This is a genomic window from Lysinibacillus sphaericus (assembly GCF_015844675.1).
GTDB classification, from domain to species: Bacteria; Bacillota; Bacilli; order Bacillales_A; family Planococcaceae; genus Lysinibacillus; species Lysinibacillus sphaericus_E.
Genome location: NZ_LDGC01000008.1, coordinates 1 through 19,572, shown reverse-complemented (window position 1 = coordinate 19,572; position 19,572 = coordinate 1). Strand labels below are relative to the sequence as shown.

Genomic DNA, 19,572 nt, shown 5'->3' with positions numbered 1-19,572 from the left:
CAGCCAAAGAAGGTGCTAATAAAATAAAAACAGCTAAACTTGTGCAAGTTGCAAATGTTGTAGCTGCACAATAGGAGATGACCAGCAAAGCTAATTTAGCCGAGTTGGTCTTTTTAATTTATTTAGTCATAATCCAACCATAAGTCTTAAGCTCGATATGTTATCAGTCTATCACTGTGTTTACGAGAAAATAAAACTTTGATATTCTATATATGGGAAATATTTCTTATTAAGGAGGGGTAATCAAGGTGTTATAGTGAACAAAAATTGTGCATTAAATGTTGTTTTAGGAAGTGTATATCTTAAATCAAGGAGGCAATCTTTTATGAAAAATAAACTATCAGCGGTATTAACCGCTACATTAGCGTTAACGCTGAGCCTACCAACAGGGGTGATGGCGTCTTCTAACAGTCAGACTACGGTTGTGGCTAGCCAAGAATTAGCTAGTCAAGAACTGAAAAAGATTGCGGCTGAGAAGGCTACTCTACTCACGAAGTCCTATGAGACGACTAGCGTGCAGTATGCGCTAATTGATAATGGTAAACTCATTTTGTCGGGTCAGACAGGCAAGAACGATATGGAAGGGAAACGGCCACTGACCAAAGATACCCTATACGGAATTGGTTCAGTCAGTAAAATGTATGCAACGGCGGCTGTGATGAAATTGGTCGACGAAGGAAAAGTAGATTTGGATGCTCCTGTCGTCCGCTATGTTCCTGATTTCAAAATGAAAGACGAGCGTTACAGAAGCATTACGCCACGTATGCTGTTGAACCACTCCTCCGGCTTGCAAGGTAGTACGCTTAGTAGTTCATTTTTATTTAAAGATAATGATACCTATGCGCATGATAACTTGTTGAAGCAATTGTCCAACCAGCAATTGAAGGCGGATCCTGGCGCGTTCTCGGTATACTGCAACGATGGCTTTACGCTAGCCGAGATTATGGTGGAAAGAGTCAGCGGTATGAGCTTTACCGAATTTATACATCAACGGTTTACAAAACCCTTAAAGCTAAATCATACGAAAACGCCGCTGGACAAATGGGAAGACGATAAGCGGGCTGGACTTTATTCTCCAATGTACCAAGGGCAGCTTCCTACTGAAACGGTGAATGTGATTGGTACGGGAGGAATTTCTTCCACAGCAGAAGATATGGTGCGATTCTCTCAAATATTTATGGGACAGGGAAATGGAATCCTCTCTGATCAGGCAATCAAGGCGATGGAGCAAGAGGAATATAAAAAAGGAATGTGGCCAGGGGATGGAGATAATATTGTCAACTATGGTCTTGGCTGGGATAGTGTAAAACTATATCCGTTCAGTGAATATGGGATAAAAGGCTTGGCTAAAGGTGGCGACACGATACTGCAACATGCTTCACTGGTCGTACTTCCAGAACAGAAGATGTCAGTGGCTGTGTTGTCATCCGGTGGTAGCAGCATTCTAAATCAACTGATGGCGAATGAATTACTGCTCGCCGCGCTTAAAGAGAAGGGCTCAATTAAGGATATTAAGCCGAACAAATCCTTTGGCAAGCCGGTCAAAGCCAAAATGCCTCAAGACGTAGCGAAGAAAGCGGGTTTTTACGGCAATAGTTTCAATCAATTCAAACTAGAAATTACGAAGAATGGAGAACTAATTCTACCATCAAATCCACAAGAAAAATATGTATATACTGCGAAAGGAAGCTTTATTAATGAGACTGGTACCGCCAAGTACGATTTCGTCACTGAGAAGAATGGACGAACTTATTTGAAGGAGAGCACATATTTATCGGTGCCAGGTTTAGGGCAAGTAGCGACTACTCAATATTTAGCCGAGAAACTAGAAGACAATGTGCTATCGAAGGAAACCGCTGCCGCATGGGCAAAGCGGGAAGGCGTCAAGTTCTATCTTGTGAGTGAGAAATTTAGTTCAACGCAATATTTAATGATGCTTACCGACCAAATTAATAGCAAGGAAGGCATGGGGGGCTATTGGGAAAGTTTAAAAATCATAGGACCTAACACGGCGATGCATCAGCTCCAAATACCTGTGGCGGGTGGTCGTGATACAACGGAAGCCCGTTTCTATACAGAAGGCGGCGATGAATATTTAGAGATGTCTGGATCTTTATTCGTAAGTGAATCCAACGTAAAACCGCTGGATACAGTCCAATCATCCAAAGTTAAGCTACAAGCAAATGGGCATGCGAAATGGTTTACGATCCCACAAGCGGCAGCAGGGAAAACGATGACCGTGGCGTTGCCATCGAAGAGTTCGTACGCGGTGTATGATGAGAATGGAGTATGTATCAATTTTACCGTTGTGAGCGGCAATAACAAAGTAAAACTGCCGAAGAACGGAACGGTTGTATTTGCTGGCGAGCCGAACTCGGAATTTGCAATTACGTTGAACTAACTATAATTCGAGAACGACTTCAACAAAACAAGTACGACACAAAAATAACTCGAGCTCATGTGACTGTATTCTTAACTCGGGAATATATAGAAACTAATAAACAAAAGCCACTAAAGATGGACTATACCCCAAAAGTTAGACCGAAAATCTAACATTTGGGGTTACTACCATAGTGGCTTTTTTTATATTGTACACTCCTTTTTACATTATAGAAGCCCACCACAATATTTTCCGAATATGGAGGGATAAAAAAATGTCAATAAGCAAGACAATTGGTGAAATTTATAATTTACCCACCCCGCGAAAAAATGATGAATATAGCTTGGAACAATCGTATATGGAATTTTATAATAAACAGATTGATGATATATCGACAAAATGTTTGGTAGTCGTACAGATGATGGAAGCATGTTCTATTATGAAATGCCAAAGTAGTAGTTGGCCGTGTAAGTGATAATATAAAAAAGGTACGATTTGAATCTATCCTGTTCCACCTGTTACTGAACCTGTAAAAGAAACTAATACAACAGAGCCTGCTCCACTGCCAGAAACGACCCCAGAACCAACTACATCTGCAAAAGAATACTTTAAATTGTACAGATTTAAACAAAGTCTATCCTAACGGTGTGCAAGAGGGACATCCAGCTTACGACAAGAAAATGGACCGTGACGGAGATGGATGGGCTTGTGAGAAATAAATGCTTATTACCGTTGCAATACAAGGCTTATATATAATAGAAATAAATTTAATATCATAAACAATAATTAGTTGAATATTTTAGATGTGATGCATAATTTCGTTTTGTAGAGTAGTTATTCATTATAGATTATTCAGGGTCTTGAAGAGAAGAGAGAAGTTTAATATTTAATGATGGAAGTTGCTTGAACAGCTGAAGTAATGTAAAGAGATCAACTAATGCAAAAAAGTCACTCATTTAAAAAATAATGAATGACTTTTTTATGCGACATGCTTCTCTATTTCAATTTTTTCCTACTATTAAATTTTCCTGTCCGAGAATTTAAATTTTGCGTTTTGATTTACCTTTATTTTGCTGTGGTACAATTTTAATAAAAAACTCCTCGTACCTCAGTTTGTACCTCAAGTTGTACCACAGTTAAATACATTTAAATACACTTCATTACAAAGGTATAAAAACTTCGTTTTAGCGAAACCTTCATATCATGCACATCAAAAAATTAAAAACATTAGGGTAGAAATCAATGTCATAAGTATTGCTTATTGAAAAAGATAATATTAATGTAATTTACTTATGAATATAAATGAGCTATCATGGGTATTGGAGAAAAGATGCTTTAACAATTTATATAGGCCTTTTCAAAAAGATATTTAGGGGGATCCGCAAATGGCACAAGGTAATTTACACAACAGCCGCGCATCATTCGAAGTTAATGGTAAAACTTATAATTACTATGACTTAGCTGCGATTGAAAAAGCTGGCGTTGCAAAAGTTTCAAACCTTCCTTACTCAATCAAAGTATTATTAGAATCAGTTTTACGTCAATATGATGCATATGTTATCAAAGAAGAACACGTAAACGAATTAGCAAAATGGGGTAACGGCGCAAATCCAGAAGCTGAAGTTCCATTCAAACCTTCTCGCGTAGTATTACAAGATTTCACTGGTGTACCAGTAGTAGTTGACCTTGCTTCTCTACGTTCTGCAATGAAAGAAATGGGTGGCGACCCAAGCAAAATCAACCCTGCTATTCCAGTTGACCTTGTAATTGACCACTCAGTACAAGTTGACAAATATGGTAATGCATCTGCATTAGCAGCAAACATGGACCTAGAATTCGAACGTAACGCTGAGCGTTATAACTTCTTAAAATGGGCTCAAACTGCTTATGATAACTTCCGTGCTGTACCACCAGCAACTGGTATCGTTCACCAAGTAAACTTAGAGTATTTAGCTCCAGTTGTACACGTAAACGAAAATGCTGACGGTACTTTCGAAACATTCCCTGATTCAGTAGTAGGTACTGACTCACATACAACAATGATCAACGGTATCGGCGTTCTTGGATGGGGCGTTGGTGGTATCGAAGCTGAAGCAGGTATGCTTGGTCAACCTTCATACTTCCCAATTCCAGAAGTTATCGGTGTTAAATTAGTTGGCGATCTTCCAAACGGAACTACTGCTACTGACTTAGCATTAAAAGTAACTCAAGTATTACGTCAACGTGGCGTAGTTGGTAAGTTCGTTGAGTTCTTCGGACCTGGCGTAACTAAATTACCACTAGCTGACCGTGCGACAATCTCTAACATGGCTCCTGAATATGGTGCTACATGTGGTTTCTTCGCAATTGACGAAGAATCATTAAACTACATGCGTTTAACTGGTCGTGACGAAGAGCACATCGCGGTTGTAGAATCTTACTTAAAGTCTAACCACATGTTCTTCGATCCAACTTTAGAGCCAGTTTACACTGACGTATTAGAAGTAAACTTAGCTGAAATCGAACCAAACCTTTCTGGTCCAAAACGTCCACAAGACTTAATTCCACTATCTCAAATGCGTACTCGTTACAAAGAAGCAGTAGTGGCACCACAAGGTACACAAGGTTTCGGTTTAACTGAAGATGAATTCGCAAAAACTTCTGTAGCTAAATTCGCTGAAGGTGATGTAGAAATCCCAACAGGTGCTGTAGCAATCGCTGCAATCACTTCTTGTACAAATACATCAAACCCATACGTATTAATCGCTGCGGGCTTAGTTGCGAAAAAAGCTGTAGAAAAAGGTCTAACAGTACCTAAATGGGTTAAAACTTCTTTAGCACCAGGTTCAAAAGTAGTAACTGGTTACCTTGAAGATTCAGGTTTACAAACTTACCTTGACCAAATCGGTTTCAACACTGTAGGTTACGGTTGTACAACATGTATCGGTAACTCAGGTCCATTACTACCTGAAATCGAAGACGCTATCAAAGAGAACGACTTATTCGTAACTTCAGTTCTTTCTGGTAACCGTAACTTCGAAGGCCGTGTACACCCACTTGTAAAAGCTAACTACTTAGCTTCACCACCACTTGTTGTTGCTTATGCACTTGCTGGTACTGTGGATGTTGACCTACAAAAAGATTCATTCGGTAAAGACAAAGATGGCAACGAAGTATTCTTCGCTGATATCTGGCCTTCAACTGAAGAAGTTAACGCAGTATTAGGTACTGTAGTTAACCGTGAATTATTCCAAAAAGAATACGAAACTGTATTCACAGCGAACGAAAAATGGAATGCAATTGAAACATCAACTGAGTCTCTATACACATTTGATGACAAATCAACTTACATCCAAAACCCACCATTCTTCCAAGGTCTTGCAAAAGATCCAGAAGCTATTAAAGGCTTAGAAGGCTTACGCGTAATGGCGAAGTTCGGTGACTCAATTACAACTGACCATATTTCTCCAGCTGGTGCAATCGGTAAAGATACACCTGCAGGTAAATATTTAATCGAAAACGGTGTTGCAATCCGTGACTTCAACTCATACGGTTCTCGTCGTGGTAACCACGAAGTTATGATGCGTGGTACATTTGCAAACATCCGTATCCGTAACCAAGTTGCTCCTGGTACAGAAGGTGGTTTCACTACTTACTGGCCAACAGGTGAAGTAGAGTACATCTATGACGCATGTATGAAATACCAAGCGCAAGGTACTGGCTTAGTAGTACTTGCTGGTAACGACTACGGTATGGGTTCTTCTCGTGACTGGGCTGCTAAAGGTACTAACTTACTTGGTATCAAAACAGTTATCGCACAATCTTACGAGCGTATCCACCGTTCTAACCTAGTAATGATGGGTGTTCTTCCACTTCAATTCATGCCAGGTGAATCTGCTGATACTCTAGGCTTAACTGGTAAAGAAGAAATCTCAGTTAACATTACTGACAACGTGAAACCACGTGAAATCTTAACAGTTACTGCTAAATCTGAAGACGGTTCAGTTAAAACTTTCCAAGCTTTAGCTCGTTTCGACTCAGAAGTAGAAGTAGACTACTACCGTCACGGTGGTATCCTACAAATGGTTCTTCGCGCAAAAGCTGCTCAATAATCATTTAAATAAAAACCGATCTCTTAGGAGGTCGGTTTTTGTCTATACATAAAAGGGGAGGCATTGGTTTGCAAAAAAATGAACTGAAAAAATGTGCTTTATCCATTGTTCCGTTACCGAGTCACTATGAACTAATCATAGAAGAATATTCTGAAGACGGAAGAGTGATGTTCTCATGGGTGACTGAAGAACAGGATGAAAGTATGACTGTTGAGTTAGATTGCACCGGTCACCTCATACACTTATCAATTGAAACGAATAATACTGTTTCAGAGGCTTCTTCTTTATCTATTGAAGAAAAAAGAAGAAGTGCTGAACAATTTTTACTCAGTCATTATCCAGAAGCTTTAAAAGACTTAACATTTTCTCAAATGAAAAGACTGCCACATGTAGAGCGCTTTTATTTTGAACAGTTTGTTATGGATGTACCATTAGCACAAGCTGGTTGTTTTATCGATGTTGATGAATTTGGGAATATTGTTAGATTTAGATACAATGGAGTGAAGACAAGTCCTGAAATCCCTTCAAAGCTAGTTTCGAAGGAAGATCTAATGGAATATGTGCGGAATTCGTTGGCGTTACAACTAGTGATAACAAAATTATCAAGCGATGTTTACAATGTGGAGAAAGATGAACTTCATCTCGTATATGAGGTACATTCATTTTTAAATTTTGAAGCAGATGCATTAGAACCAACTTTAACGATACTTCATGATGAAAATGAGCCTGAAAGTTATGCTGCTCTTCCTCCTTTGCCAGCTAACTTAATGACCAATGAATTTACAAATGAAGAAATCATTGGTATAACAGATGCACTGGAGCTTATTCGAGAAGTAGATACAGGACCAGAACTAGGGATAGTTTGGCGTAAGCGGAGTTGGGTGATGCAAGAAAAAGATTTATCGATAAACAGCTTCTTTAAAATGCAGTCAGAAGATACAGTGAAAGCTTTTATTTCAAATAAAACTGGTAAAATACACAGCTTTGGATGGATGCATAAACGCTTAGGAAATCTACAGCTTAATCAAGAAGCATGTTATGAAAAAGCAATAGACTTTTTACAAAAAGTAATTCCTGACTACTATCCTTATCTTCAACGATTAACTCGAGGGGATGAGGAAGAGGAGGAAGGAGAATCAGAATCATTTATATTCCATGCCCATAATCAAGGGTTACCTATTGCGGATATGGTGATCGTCGTTGTTAATCGTACAACTGGTCTGATTGATTATTATAGAGGACCGAATTTCGATTTGCATGAACTTCGCCAAATGCCTACAGTACCAGCTATATCTTTAGAAAAAGCGTATCGTCAATTTCTAGAAAATGTCGATTTTCAATTGGCTTGGGATATAAATTACGATGATGAATTAGAGTCTTATCAACTTGTCTATCATGCGTGTGATCGTCAAACTAGGTTACCTATCCGGTATATTGACGCAACTACTGGCAAAATTATTGTCAGTAATGTTTAGTGAATTGTTTTTTTTATATGGATGCAAAGCGACAGTACGGAGGTCTCCAATCACTATAGGTGGTGAAATGAATGCGGAATAGAGTTATTGTTCGCATCCGTAAAGCTAGTCAGTTGCACTTGGTACAAATCCGATTTCCTGGGAAGTCGGTTTTTTTATCTACTTCTTTCAAAATGAAAGGGTCGGATTAGAAATTAATCGAAGTCGTGGATAGAACTGTCGAAATGATGGATAGAAACGTTAAAGCGACGGATAGAATTGTCAGAGCGACGGAAAGAACCATCGAAGTGACAGATAGAAAACAGGGCGACGGATAGAAATATCGAAGTGACGGATAGAATTGACAGAGCGACGGATAGAACCGTCGAAGTGACAGATAGAAAACAGGGCGACGGAAAGAACTATCGAAGCGACGGATAGAATTGTCAGGGCGACGGAAAGAACCATCCAAGAGACGGAAGGAATCGTCAAAGTGACGGAAAGAACCTTCAAAACAAGAGATTGCTCCGATTGAATGAAGAATAACCCCGAACTGCCGGAGATATCTCACCAAAATGAAATATAAAACCCAAAAGTTGCGACTCTAACCATCGAAGTGCAGAATAAAATCATCAACTAGACGATTAGAGCCGCAGTTTTTAAATTAATTTATACGGAAAATTTCTTCTTCATACTATAAAACTGTAAACCAATCGAGAATGACATAGAAATTACTGCAAAATAAATCAATGTTATTGTTCCCAACTGTAATGACAATACGATCCCGCCTAAGCTTGCACCTATTGCACTACCTAAATAATTTATAGAACTGTTTAATGCTACTGCCGAACTTCCGTTATTCGGCTGATATGAAAGTAAAATATGTTGTTGAGGTGCCTGGCATGCCCAACCCATTGCTCCCCACACAAAGAATGGTAAGCACCTTAATATAGGTAATTTAAGCATTAATGGTATACAAATAATAGCTAAAGTTAAAGAAAATAAAATGATTGAAACTAAAATCTTTGGCCTACCGTAATAGTCTATTATGTACCCAATCATTATACTTCCAACCAAGCCACCAAATCCCCATGCCCAAAGGTATATTGTTAAATTACTAGAGCTTGTCATTTCTTCTAAAAGGGGAGATAGATATGTATACAATCCAAGACTAGCAACACTGGCGAAAAATGTTATACATACCGTTATTGTTACTCTTTTATCTAGGAACATTTTGAATCGTTCCTTAAGTGCAGGGGGTGGTGTTGTTGGAAAATCGGGTAGAAAAATAATCATACATAAAACAGAAATGCCACCGATTATCACTAATAGCCAAAGTGTTACTTTCCAATCAAATACGTTCGATATATATATACCTAAAGGAACGCCAAGCACTGTTCCCATACTCATTCCTCCTATAGTCAATCCTAGAGCTCTTCCTTTCTTTTCACTTGAAATGAACTTTGTAGAAGCTGCTACAGCTAAAGGTGAAAATAAACCAGCCCCAGTCCCTGCAATTGCTCTCGATAGTAGAAGTATAGAAAAGGTCGGAGCTAAAGCTGTAACGCTATTCGCTATTGTAAAGAGTAGCATTGACCATATTAAGATTTTTTTAATAGGTTTTCCGGCGAGTAAAGAAGAAAATAACGGCGCGGATATAGCGTAAAATAAAGTGAAAATGCTCACGGCCTGACCAACTTGTGATGTGCTTTTTTGAAACGTATCGCTAATTCCCGGGAGAAGTCCTGCAATCACATAAGCATCAAAACCCAAGGCAAACATGCCTAAGGCTAATAATAAAACATTTTTCATATTTTGAGCCTCCATAAATTAAAGATACTAAACTATAACGTTATGTTATAATCGAAGCACCTTCTATATTTAATAGGTTACTAAAAATCATAGGATATGGAACAATCACTATTTTATAAGGGTATAACAAATCGTTATAGGCTATGGAGGGAAACAATGAATGTAGAATGGTTACACAGTTTTATTGCTGCTGCCAATCAAAAAAGTTTTTCTAAAGCTGCTCAAATTACGAATCTTTCCCAACCTGCTCTAAGTAAACATATACGAAACTTAGAGAATAATCTTGGCATCGAATTATTTCATAGGACTTCCATTGGTATCGAATTAACTGAAGCTGGCGATCGATTCTATACTCGAATTACACCAGTTTTGACTGAATTAACAGCCATTCGTGAAGAATTGCAGCAATTTAGTCAAAGCAATCCTATTGCCATCGGTGGTCTGCCTAGCTTAGCCACTTACTATTTGCCAAACAAAATGGATGAACTTAAGCAACTTGGTCGACCTATAACATTAATGATTCAAAATACTTCAAATGAACTGTTACAATCTTTAGAAAAAGGGAGACTTGATGCAGTCTTTGTGGATGCAAAGTATACGGGAGAATCTTTGTGGAATTGGGAGTTGTTTTCGGAATCTTATTATGCTGTGTTTCCTTTGAATCATCGTTTTAATTCAAGAATAGCAGTTGAACTTGAAGAACTGTGTGAGGAGCCGCTTATTGTTCATCAAGCTCCTTGCGATTCAAGGAAGGATATAGTTGAACAAATACAATCACTTGGCTACTCGCCGAATATCATTAGTGAAGTGAACTTTGGGGATTTTGTCTTTGGCGCAGTAACTTCTGGAATGGGGATTACGATTGTACCAGAATTAATGGCTAAAAATATCGGCCATCTTCAACTTTTTACCTTACCGATTAATAATTTTGGAAGATCGAGAACGATTTCATTGGTTACAAAGCATAAAGAATTAGGATCTAAATTATATCAGTTAATATCAAATTAAATAAAATGAAGCTGACTCCTAGTTGTTTAGTGGAGACAGCTTCATTAAATTAATTAAACCCCATTAAATCCTTTACCTTTTTTGTATTTTCCACTGTTGTCAGCATTTCTAATAAGCTAAATGCAACATCGAATGCAGTGCCGGGATTGGAGGATGTAATAATATGTTCAGTTCGAACAATACGTTCGTTGACAATGTCTGCACCATACGATTGCAGCTGTGCTATTCGTTTACTTGTTGGGTGATTATAAGTTGTAGCTTTTCGATTATGCAGCACTCCGCTATGACCTAAAATGAGGGAAGCTACACAAATCGTCGCAATCGGTTTTTTGTGTTCATCGAAATGACGAACAACCGTCTGGAACTTTTCGCTAAAAGCATCTTCATAAAATCCAGCCTCTTCAAAGCCTCCAGGAATCGCAAGTGCATCAAAATCCTCTATTGATATTTCATGTAGCAACTTTTCAGGAGCTACGTTAAAATTCCATGTACATTGCAGTTGCTGATGTAATCCTACAGTCACGACCTCTGTTGTGCCGTCACCCTCCCATTTATTCCAGCCAAGTACATCTGTAAAAACACTTGCTTCAACAGCCTCAAAACCATTTGCTAATAGTAATAATATTTTTCTCATGTAGGTAATGCCTCCTTTATACGTTTAATTGTAATGAATAATGCTATTCAATAACAGAATCTGTATAATGTAATTTAGAAGATTTGCTTTATAATGAAAGGAATTTCATTAAATGTAGTTTATAAAAAAAGGTGGATACTTATGGATCAAATAGATCGTGAAATTTTACAGCAATTACAACGAAATGCAAAAATGTCGATGAAAGAATTAGCAGCTACGGTTCATTTATCTTCTCCAGCTGTTATTGAACGTGTAAGAAAACTGGAAGAGCAGGGGATTATTGAAGGTTACGGAGCTAGGGTTAATTTAAAAAAGATCAATCGCGACATACAAGCCATTATTTTATTTAAATCGATAGATTGTAAAAGTCTTTCGGATTTTTGTAACGCACACCCCGATGTCCTTGAATGCTATCGTGTAGCGGGTGAAATCAGTTATATTGTAAAAATTGCAACCAATTCAGTAGAAACATTAGAGCAGTTTATTGACGACGCCATGCCTTATGGTACGCCTTCAACAAATATTGTGCTTTCTTCAAAAAAGAAAGCGGTCATTGCGCCTTTTACTGATGAAAATTTAGACTAATCTTCCTACAACGAGAAAAAGATGCTTCTAAAATAAGAAGGCTAGACATTCAAAAATTTCAAGAATGTCTAGCTTTTTATTAGCTGTTTTTTTATTTGGAATAAGGTACAATTATTGTAAGTATTTGAATTCTCGAAAAATAGGTACAGGGAAGTGAATAAATCATTGATAATTGCAATAATGGACAATGCGTTAGCATTTATTCTATCTTCACCACTCATACTTATCTATTTTAAAAGCCTCTCTCATGAAAATTTAGCTTGGCGTTGGACTTTACCCTTTTGGTTTTTAAACCACAATATGATTAGATATTTTATGTCTTTTGGTGATATCTTTTGGGTGGTGTTAATATGGCAATTTCTTTTTATTTGGCCGATATGTATAGGTATATATTGTTATTTATATAAAAAGGAATATAAATGGGAATTTTATATAGGGTTAAAGAAAAAGCATGGCATATTATTGGGAAGCTTAATCGTTTTATGCATTAGTTCACTTGGGATTTGTATGTATGATACAAACAAAAAAGTAATTGCCTTTCATGAACAAGTAATGAAGGAATTTGAAGATAGCTCTGACCGTCCGCAATATTTGATACAAAATAGTGTTACGCCATCTACTCTGCTTTCTTTGTCCGACCAAATTAATGAGGTCAGAAATGGAAAGGTGCGTGCGGCAACCTTCCCGTGGAAAAGCAAGGTGATTGTTGTAATGGACAAAAACCAGAAGGAGTTTACTTACGTACGGTTTAATAAGGGATGGAAGCTTGATGGCATTTACAGCGAAAGTAGTTTTGATTATTCAGAATAAAAGCAACCGTGAAAAGGAGAGCAATAATGCGTATGTTAAAAAATGAAACTTTATTAAAGGAAGACGACTTAAAAGAAATTCTCAGAGAATTAAATAGTGGAGGTAGAAGCTGGCAGCAAGAGGACCAAACTCAACTCGTACAATCAATGATGCTACATATCGGTTCATTAGATAGTGAACTACGAGATAACTTAATTTATGGATCGTTTTATGAATTGATCCATGAAAAAAACTTACTAAAGCATTCACTTTTAACGGAGCTTTTAGAGGAATGTTTGAATAATTTATTATGTAAGGGTATTGAAGAAGGCGAATCAGATTTAGTTTTTACCCGTACTTTTACGTCGCTATTGATTGCGCTAATATTATTTAGAGATAGCACAGACGATTTTTTATCCCAACAGAAAATCGCTGATTGTAAAGATAAAGTACTAGCTTATTTAGCAGCAGAAAAGGATGTAAGGGGCTACGTGCCGGTGAAAGGGTGGGCTCATAGTGTTGCCCATATGGCTGATGCAATCGATGAATTGGTGAAAAATCCAAAGTTAGATAGAGCTACTTATATTGAAATAGTAAACGCATTATGGAACGCCATTTTGCAAGAAAATTATGCTTTCATTCACAATGAAGATGAACGGATTTTAGTACCTATTTTCACAATGCTTGAACATGGTTTAGAGGAGCATGAGATCATTAAGTTGCTGCAACAATTACCTGCTACTTTAAAAGTTAAAAAAGAACAGCTCGATGTACAGCATCACAGAATTTTAGTTTTTAACTGTAAATCCTTTGTGAAAAGCTTTTATATTAAAACAAATGGGAAGCCTAAGTTCGCAACTCTTCATAAAAGCATCGAAGCATGTCTCAATGAATTATAGGGAAATTACTATTAATATTAGTGCTTTGAAATTATTGACAGGAAAAAATTAGTTTGTTAAGATGAGTGACAATAAAAGCATACAAATTCGTTGATGAGAAAGAGTAGTGTTTCATTTTGTTCTACAGAGAGCCGACATATTGGTGGAAGTCGGTGTGCAAGTGATACATGAAGATCCTCTCTGAGAAGATTAGCTGAACATAGTAAGCTGATCCGGGTGTCTACCGTTAAAAAGAACACGTATGATTGTACGTTGCTGAGTGCTATTGAACGTTGCTTCAATAGAATTAGGGTGGTATTCGCGGTTAACCCCGTCCCTTACTTGGGACGGGGTTTTTTGTATGCCTTTTATACAAAATTAATTGTATAGGAGGAACTAATATGCAAGCAGAACAAAAGAAAGAAACTACGGTTGAACGAGAAACACGGATCCGAGCATTGTGGGAGCAGGAAGGCACGTTTGCAACATCCGTGACAAATCGTGTTGGAAAGCAGCCTTTTGTATTTTATGAAGGACCGCTAACAGCAAATGGTTTACCACACGTAGGTCATGCATTTGGCAGAACGATTAAAGATGTAGTAGCTCGTTATAAAACGATGCAAGGCTATTTAGTTGAACGTAAAGCTGGTTGGGATACACATGGTTTGCCTGTAGAGTTAGGTGTGGAAAAAAAGCTAGGCATCTCTGGCAAGCAAGAAATTGAGAAATATGGTGTTGAACAATTTATTCAAGAGTGTAAGGGAAGTGTCTTTACTTATGAGAAGAAATGGCGCTCCTTTACAGAGCAGCTCGGTTATTGGATTGATATGGATGATCCCTATTTAACACTAAGTAATGATTACATTGAGTCCGTATGGAATATTTTAAGCCATGTGCATAAGGAAAAACTTTTATATAGGGGGCATTGTGTTTCGCCATATTGCCCTAGCTGTCAAACATCATTAAGCTCTCATGAGGTTGCGCAAGGCTATAAAGATGTCAAAGATTTATCTGTAACGGCAATGTTTAAGCTGAAGGACAAAGATGAATATTTTCTTGGCTGGACAACGACACCATGGACATTACCTGCCAATGTTGCCTTGGCGATGAATCCTAAGCTCGTGTATGTTCGAGTGAAGCAGCATGATAAAGTATATATCTTGGCAAAATCATTAGTGGAAAAGGTTTTTACTGAATCTGTTGAAATATTAAGTGATCATAATGGGCATGAATTTGAAGGGGTATCGTACATTCCACCTTTTTCATACGTAACCGTTGATAAAGGTCATGTCGTTGTACTGGCCGATTATGTCACAGAGCATAGTGGAACTGGAATTGTTCATATCGCGCCTGCATATGGAGAGGATGATTATAAAACGGTTCAGCAAAATGGGCTATCATTTGTCAATGTTGTTGATTTGAAAGGCTGTTATACAGAAGATGTTCCAGAGCTTTTCGGAAAATTTGTGAAAGATTGTGATGTCGACATTATAAAAATGCTCGCTAAAGATGAGCTACTGTTTGATAAGGAAAAATATGAGCATAGCTATCCTCATTGCTGGCGCTGTGATTCACCTTTGCTTTATTACGCAACTGACAGTTGGTTTATTAACATGTCTACATTGAAAGATAAGCTTTTACAAAATAATGAACAAGTAACTTGGTATCCCGATCATATTAAGCACGGTAGATTTGGAAACTTTTTAGAAAACTTAGTGGACTGGAATATTAGTCGAAATCGCTATTGGGGAACGCCACTCAATGTATGGGTTTGTAAGGATTGTGGTCATGAAGAGGCACCAAATAGTATTGCTGCCTTAAAAGTGTTATCAAAGAGTACTTTACAAGACATAGAGCTTCATAAGTCTTATATTGATGAAGTTGTGTGTATTTGTCCAATATGTAGTGGCGACATGGAACGCACACCTGAAGTGATTGATGTATGGTTTGATAGTGGTTCGATGCCATTTGCTCAGCATCATTATCCTTTTGGAAACTTCAATACGTTTAACAATCAATTTCCTGCAGATGTTGTCATTGAAGGTATCGACCAGACGCGTGGCTTTTTCTATAGTTTATTAGCCGTATCGACTTTATTTACAGGTAAAGCACCTTATAAAAATGTACTTTCTTTAGGGCATGTTTTAGATGAGCATGGACAGAAGATGTCGAAAAGTAAAGGCAATGCATTAGAGCCAGTAGAATTAATTCAGCAGTACGGTGCAGACGCTTTAAGATGGGCATTTTTAGTCGACAGTTCTCCTTGGAATCCGAAACGCTTTTCAAAGAAAATTGTGATGGATGCGAAATCAAAGCTAGTCGATACACTAGATAATACGTTCAAATTTTATCAGCTGTATGCAGAAATAGATGGCTTCCAATACGATGCTAATAAGACGGGTACTCGTACAAAACTAGATCATTGGATATTATCCAGGTTACATCATACGATTCAGCTAGTGACAAAATCGATGGACGATTATCAATTTACACAAGCAACACGTGAAATTGGTAAGCTTGTAGAGGAGCTAAGTAACTGGTATATCCGTCGCTCACGAGCAAGGTTTTGGGCTAACGGATTGTCAGAGGATAAACGAGGTGCCTACAGTACACTGTATGAGTTACTCACGACGATTTGCCAATTACTAGCACCTTTTACGCCATTTATCGCAGAAGATTTATATCGACAATTATGCGGAAAAAGCGTTCATTTGCAAAATTACCCAACATTCAATGAAGCACTCGTGAATACAAAGCTTGAAAACGAGATGGCGAATATTTTAACAATTGTAGAATTAGGCCGCAGCATCCGTAATAGTCAAAGCATCAAAGTGAAGCAACCTTTAAGTGAAATGATTGTCTCAGTTGAAGGTGAGCTAATGGATTATCAACCATATAGCGAGCTCGTGAAAGATGAATTAAACATAAAAGAATGCCTGTGGACAAATGATTTCTCTGCATATGAAACGGTTCATTATAAGCTTAATTTTAAAACAGCAGGTGCAGCATTTGGAGCAAAAGTGAATAGTGTAAAAGAATATGTAGTGAATTTAAGTGATGAGGAGAAAACTAAATTACAACAAACAGGTTCAGTTGCATTAACGATTGATGGAGAACAACTAACATTGTTAAAAGAGCACGTATTAACTGAATCCGTTGTAAAGGAACAGTACATCTTAGCTGAAGATGGTTCATGTCGAGTCCTTTTAAATGTTCATCTGACAACAAGCTTACTTGAGGAAGGGCAAATTAGGGAACTAATTCGCACAATCCAAGATACACGCAAAAAATGGTAACTTCCTGTTGAGCAGTATATATCGATTTCGATTGCTGGAAGTGCCAAAGCAAAAACGATTATCCAGCAGCACGAAGCATTATTAAAGGCAAATGTGTTGTTACATGATATTCATTATGTGAGTGCCGATCATGGTGAACGAAATATAGAGGCTGAAATGTTTGATGAAAAAGTTTCTGTTTATTTTAAGTTGTAAAAAATCTGTAATGCTCAGGTAGACGGTAAAATGCTCATGTAAGCCCAGAAGTTGTTCAGTAGTCACTAGAAAAAAGCAATAAATGTTCAGAAGGAGATTTCAAGTAAATATTAGCCTTTAGAGGAAAAATATTGGGGTATTATGCTAAACTGATTAAAAGGAGATAAAAGGACTGATTCAATCAATGGATATTAGAAAACCTAATGATTTTGAGTTAAAAAAGGTATTATCTCTTTCTCCACAAGCTGTTTTTGATGGCACATTAGGTGAAGTAGAACCTACGAAAGAAAAAATCGACCAACTTGTTAAACCACTTTTGGAAAAGGGAAGTTATTATTTAATAGCAAAAGAAAATGATAAATTAATTGGCTGGATTCTTATAGGGGCTAGCAAAGACCAATTTACTGATAAGATGAATGGATTTATCTATGAACTATTTGTTCTAGAAGAATTTAGGGGGAATGGTATTTCCAAAATGTTAATGAGAGCAGGAATTGATCATTTAAAACAAGATGGATATTCAGAAATCCGTCTAAGTGCATTTGCAGGGAATCAAGCAATTAAACTGTATGAAAAATTGGGATTTAGCATTAGGACAGTTACTATGAGTTTGCAGTTATAACTAACTTATTTCATAAGGGTGCTTCACTTCAAGATGGGATTCCACAGGGATCCCATCTTTTCCATTTTCGACTAACGTCACAGAGAAGTTAGATAAGACAGATCCTTTTATTGCTGAATTAATGGTATTATAAGGGTTCTCGAATACAAAGAGGTGAGACTATGGATGAACGTAAAAGACGAATGCAGCAAAAAATAAAAGTTGTCAAACAAAAAAGTCAAAGAACTAATCTAATGAATTTATTTCCAAAACAAATTTCAATTGTTATAGAAAAAAGTGAGTTGATTACGTCTCCGCAATTAGAAAGAATACTAAATAAAGTTCACGAGAAATGGAATTATGAATTACATAAAGTGGATTTTGCTATTAAATACAGTGATTTCAGAAAAGAATTTAGTTGGCAACAAGAGGTTATTCATTATGTACAAGGAATTGATTTTGAAAATAAATTAGTGTACTTGTTTTTGGGGATAGATGATTGTCCAATATTTCTTGTTGACGGAAAATGGGTATTAATGAACTTTGGCATTTTATGGGAACTTATCGATCATGATGATATATGGATTATTAGTCAAGATTTTAGCTATGGTGTTCTCGTTTCCCGTTATGGAGGATATTTAGAACACGACCCTAACCCAAAAGAAATACTTTATGCAATTACTAAGTGGGATCATTAATCAAAAGGCCTATGAAACTAACGGAGGCATTAATAAAAGATTGAAGAGTATATATGTAGCTCTTTTTTCTTATTGTACTAATGAAGTAGGTTGGTTAATCGTAGTAATACTAATTGTGAGATTTAAATTCCATTTTCGCTAAATTTGGAGGTTTTATGAAAAACAAGAATTTGATTTGTCGTACTTCAGGTGTATACTCTGATGAATTAACAAGAGGTAAATTATACAAAGTGATTGATATGAATAATGATAAAGAAATGGTTCGTATGAAATGCGACAATGGACGATTAAGATGGTTTCTATTATTCCACTTTAATGTGAATAGTGACGTAATGAAAACTGTTTACAACAACCAAAGGGATAATATCAATCGCACCCGTACATTCATCCGGCTACTGATAGATTATATCTAAATGATAGTTTGTCAAATTAAGTGCAACAGTTGCTCATTAAATGCCTCGTTTGCAGTTTTCCAACCAAGACATTTTCTTGGTCGATTGTTGATATAGTTTAATGCTTCTGTTAGTTCTTCTGGTGATACTTCATCGAAATTTGTTTGCTTAGGGAAGAATTCGCGAAGTAATCCATTTCCATTTTCGTTACTTCCACGCTGCCAAGAAGAATAGGCATCCGCAAAATAAACATCAATTTTCAAGTCTTTTTCTAACACTTTATAGCAGCTAAATTCTTTACCTCGGTCTGTTGTGGCTGTTTTTATAGTGTCTTTTGGTAATTTAGTATGAAGTAGGCGTACTGCTCTTTCCATTGATTGAGCTGAGCGATCTGGTATCAAAAAGCCAACATACCATCGTGTCATTCGCTCAATAAATGTTGCTACACAACCTTTTGCTTTCCCACGTCCAGATACAACTGTATCTAATTCCCAATGTCCAAAGGTTTCACGTTTACGTACTTCTTTTGGGCGTTTAGAAATTGGTGTACCAATGTTAAATCTTCCCCTTGTTTCACGGGGTTTTTGGCGCTTTCCTTTTTGACGGAGAACGGTGGCAGGCACTTCTAAAAGTCCATCGTAAATCCAGCGATAGATAGTTTTAAAACTTAGCTGTCCTTGATACATGCGACCGACAATTTGTTCAGGCGACCAAGTATCCCACAACTTTTCTTGAACAGCTTCTTTTACTTCAGGCGTA

The 19,572-nt window shown here is 37.2% G+C and carries 13 protein-coding genes, 1 pseudogene and 1 other annotated feature; of the genes and pseudogenes, 11 read left to right on the top strand and 3 right to left on the bottom strand.

Annotation, left to right across the window (positions count from 1 at the left end; all coding sequences use genetic code 11):
- Positions 1 to 325 precede the first annotated feature (325 nt).
- From ABE34_RS02810 to ABE34_RS02795, 4 genes are all read left to right on the top strand, one after another.
- The gene (locus ABE34_RS02810) at positions 326 to 2,401 is read left to right on the top strand and encodes a serine hydrolase domain-containing protein (RefSeq protein ID WP_197140317.1); all 2,076 of its coding nucleotides are present in this window, start codon (positions 326 to 328) and stop codon (positions 2,399 to 2,401) included.
- Between the two features lie 521 nt (positions 2,402 to 2,922).
- Complete coding sequence (locus ABE34_RS25765; RefSeq protein WP_430982152.1) at positions 2,923 to 3,099, top strand: excalibur calcium-binding domain-containing protein; 177 nt, start codon at positions 2,923 to 2,925, stop codon at positions 3,097 to 3,099.
- Positions 3,100 to 3,765: 666 nt separating this feature from the next.
- Entirely contained in the window at positions 3,766 to 6,471 is a 2,706-nt protein-coding gene (gene acnA / locus ABE34_RS02800; RefSeq protein WP_197140316.1) for an aconitate hydratase AcnA, read from the top strand.
- 38 nt (positions 6,472 to 6,509) lie between these two features.
- Positions 6,510 to 7,946, top strand: a complete 1,437-nt coding sequence (locus ABE34_RS02795; RefSeq protein WP_241747177.1) for a YcdB/YcdC domain-containing protein — start codon at positions 6,510 to 6,512, stop codon at positions 7,944 to 7,946.
- 648 nt (positions 7,947 to 8,594) lie between these two features.
- Here ABE34_RS02795 and ABE34_RS02790 read toward each other — a convergent pair.
- Complete coding sequence (locus tag ABE34_RS02790) at positions 8,595 to 9,737, bottom strand: MFS transporter (protein ID WP_197140315.1); 1,143 nt, start codon at positions 9,735 to 9,737, stop codon at positions 8,595 to 8,597.
- 156 nt (positions 9,738 to 9,893) lie between these two features.
- Between ABE34_RS02790 and ABE34_RS02785 the strand changes: the two genes are divergently transcribed.
- On the top strand, positions 9,894 to 10,745 hold the full coding sequence (locus ABE34_RS02785) for a LysR family transcriptional regulator (protein WP_197140314.1): 852 nt from the start codon (positions 9,894 to 9,896) through the stop codon (positions 10,743 to 10,745).
- A 49-nt stretch (positions 10,746 to 10,794) separates the two neighbouring features.
- Here the strand turns inward: ABE34_RS02785 and ABE34_RS02780 are convergent, their stop codons facing one another.
- Positions 10,795 to 11,379, bottom strand: a complete 585-nt coding sequence (locus ABE34_RS02780; RefSeq protein WP_197140313.1) for a DJ-1/PfpI family protein — start codon at positions 11,377 to 11,379, stop codon at positions 10,795 to 10,797.
- A gap of 141 nt (positions 11,380 to 11,520) precedes the next feature.
- On the opposite strand from ABE34_RS02780, the gene ABE34_RS02775 reads away from it, so the two are divergent.
- From ABE34_RS02775 to ABE34_RS02750, 6 genes and pseudogenes are all read left to right on the top strand, one after another.
- On the top strand, positions 11,521 to 11,964 hold the full coding sequence (locus ABE34_RS02775) for an Lrp/AsnC family transcriptional regulator (protein ID WP_197140311.1): 444 nt from the start codon (positions 11,521 to 11,523) through the stop codon (positions 11,962 to 11,964).
- A gap of 153 nt (positions 11,965 to 12,117) precedes the next feature.
- Positions 12,118 to 12,774: a hypothetical protein gene (locus ABE34_RS02770; protein ID WP_346655515.1), complete on the top strand. Its 657-nt coding sequence runs from the start codon at positions 12,118 to 12,120 to the stop codon at positions 12,772 to 12,774.
- 26 nt (positions 12,775 to 12,800) lie between these two features.
- Positions 12,801 to 13,652, top strand: coding sequence for a DUF2785 domain-containing protein (locus ABE34_RS02765; protein ID WP_241747176.1), 852 nt, complete (start codon positions 12,801 to 12,803; stop codon positions 13,650 to 13,652).
- An 81-nt stretch (positions 13,653 to 13,733) separates the two neighbouring features.
- Positions 13,734 to 13,973, top strand: a binding site (T-box leader).
- 59 nt (positions 13,974 to 14,032) lie between these two features.
- Positions 14,033 to 17,122, top strand: a pseudogene (gene ileS, locus ABE34_RS02760) (isoleucine--tRNA ligase).
- A gap of 184 nt (positions 17,123 to 17,306) precedes the next feature.
- Positions 17,307 to 17,744 carry a GNAT family N-acetyltransferase gene (locus tag ABE34_RS02755; RefSeq protein ID WP_197140310.1) on the top strand — a complete coding sequence of 146 codons (438 nt, stop codon included), beginning with the start codon at positions 17,307 to 17,309 and terminating at the stop codon, positions 17,742 to 17,744.
- 161 nt (positions 17,745 to 17,905) lie between these two features.
- Positions 17,906 to 18,421, top strand: a complete 516-nt coding sequence (locus ABE34_RS02750; RefSeq protein ID WP_197140309.1) for a hypothetical protein — start codon at positions 17,906 to 17,908, stop codon at positions 18,419 to 18,421.
- Between the two features lie 424 nt (positions 18,422 to 18,845).
- Here the strand turns inward: ABE34_RS02750 and ABE34_RS02745 are convergent.
- On the bottom strand, positions 18,846 to 19,572 hold a 727-nt coding region (locus tag ABE34_RS02745; RefSeq protein ID WP_197140227.1), incomplete at its 5' end, for an IS30 family transposase.

Bases quoted from the DNA above. Each gene is read 5' to 3' on its own strand.
- ABE34_RS02810 (WP_197140317.1), top strand. From the start codon at position 326: ATGAAAAATAAACTATCAGCGGTATTAACCGCTACATTAGCGTTAACG.
- acnA (WP_197140316.1), top strand. From the start codon at position 3,766: ATGGCACAAGGTAATTTACACAACAGCCGCGCATCATTCGAAGTTAAT.
- ABE34_RS02790 (WP_197140315.1), bottom strand. From the start codon at position 9,737: ATGAAAAATGTTTTATTATTAGCCTTAGGCATGTTTGCCTTGGGTTTT.
- ABE34_RS02785 (WP_197140314.1), top strand. From the start codon at position 9,894: ATGAATGTAGAATGGTTACACAGTTTTATTGCTGCTGCCAATCAAAAA.
- ABE34_RS02780 (WP_197140313.1), bottom strand. From the start codon at position 11,379: ATGAGAAAAATATTATTACTATTAGCAAATGGTTTTGAGGCTGTTGAA.
- ABE34_RS02775 (WP_197140311.1), top strand. From the start codon at position 11,521: ATGGATCAAATAGATCGTGAAATTTTACAGCAATTACAACGAAATGCA.
- ABE34_RS02765 (WP_241747176.1), top strand. From the start codon at position 12,801: ATGCGTATGTTAAAAAATGAAACTTTATTAAAGGAAGACGACTTAAAA.
- ABE34_RS02755 (WP_197140310.1), top strand. From the start codon at position 17,307: ATGGATATTAGAAAACCTAATGATTTTGAGTTAAAAAAGGTATTATCT.
- ABE34_RS02750 (WP_197140309.1), top strand. From the start codon at position 17,906: ATGGATGAACGTAAAAGACGAATGCAGCAAAAAATAAAAGTTGTCAAA.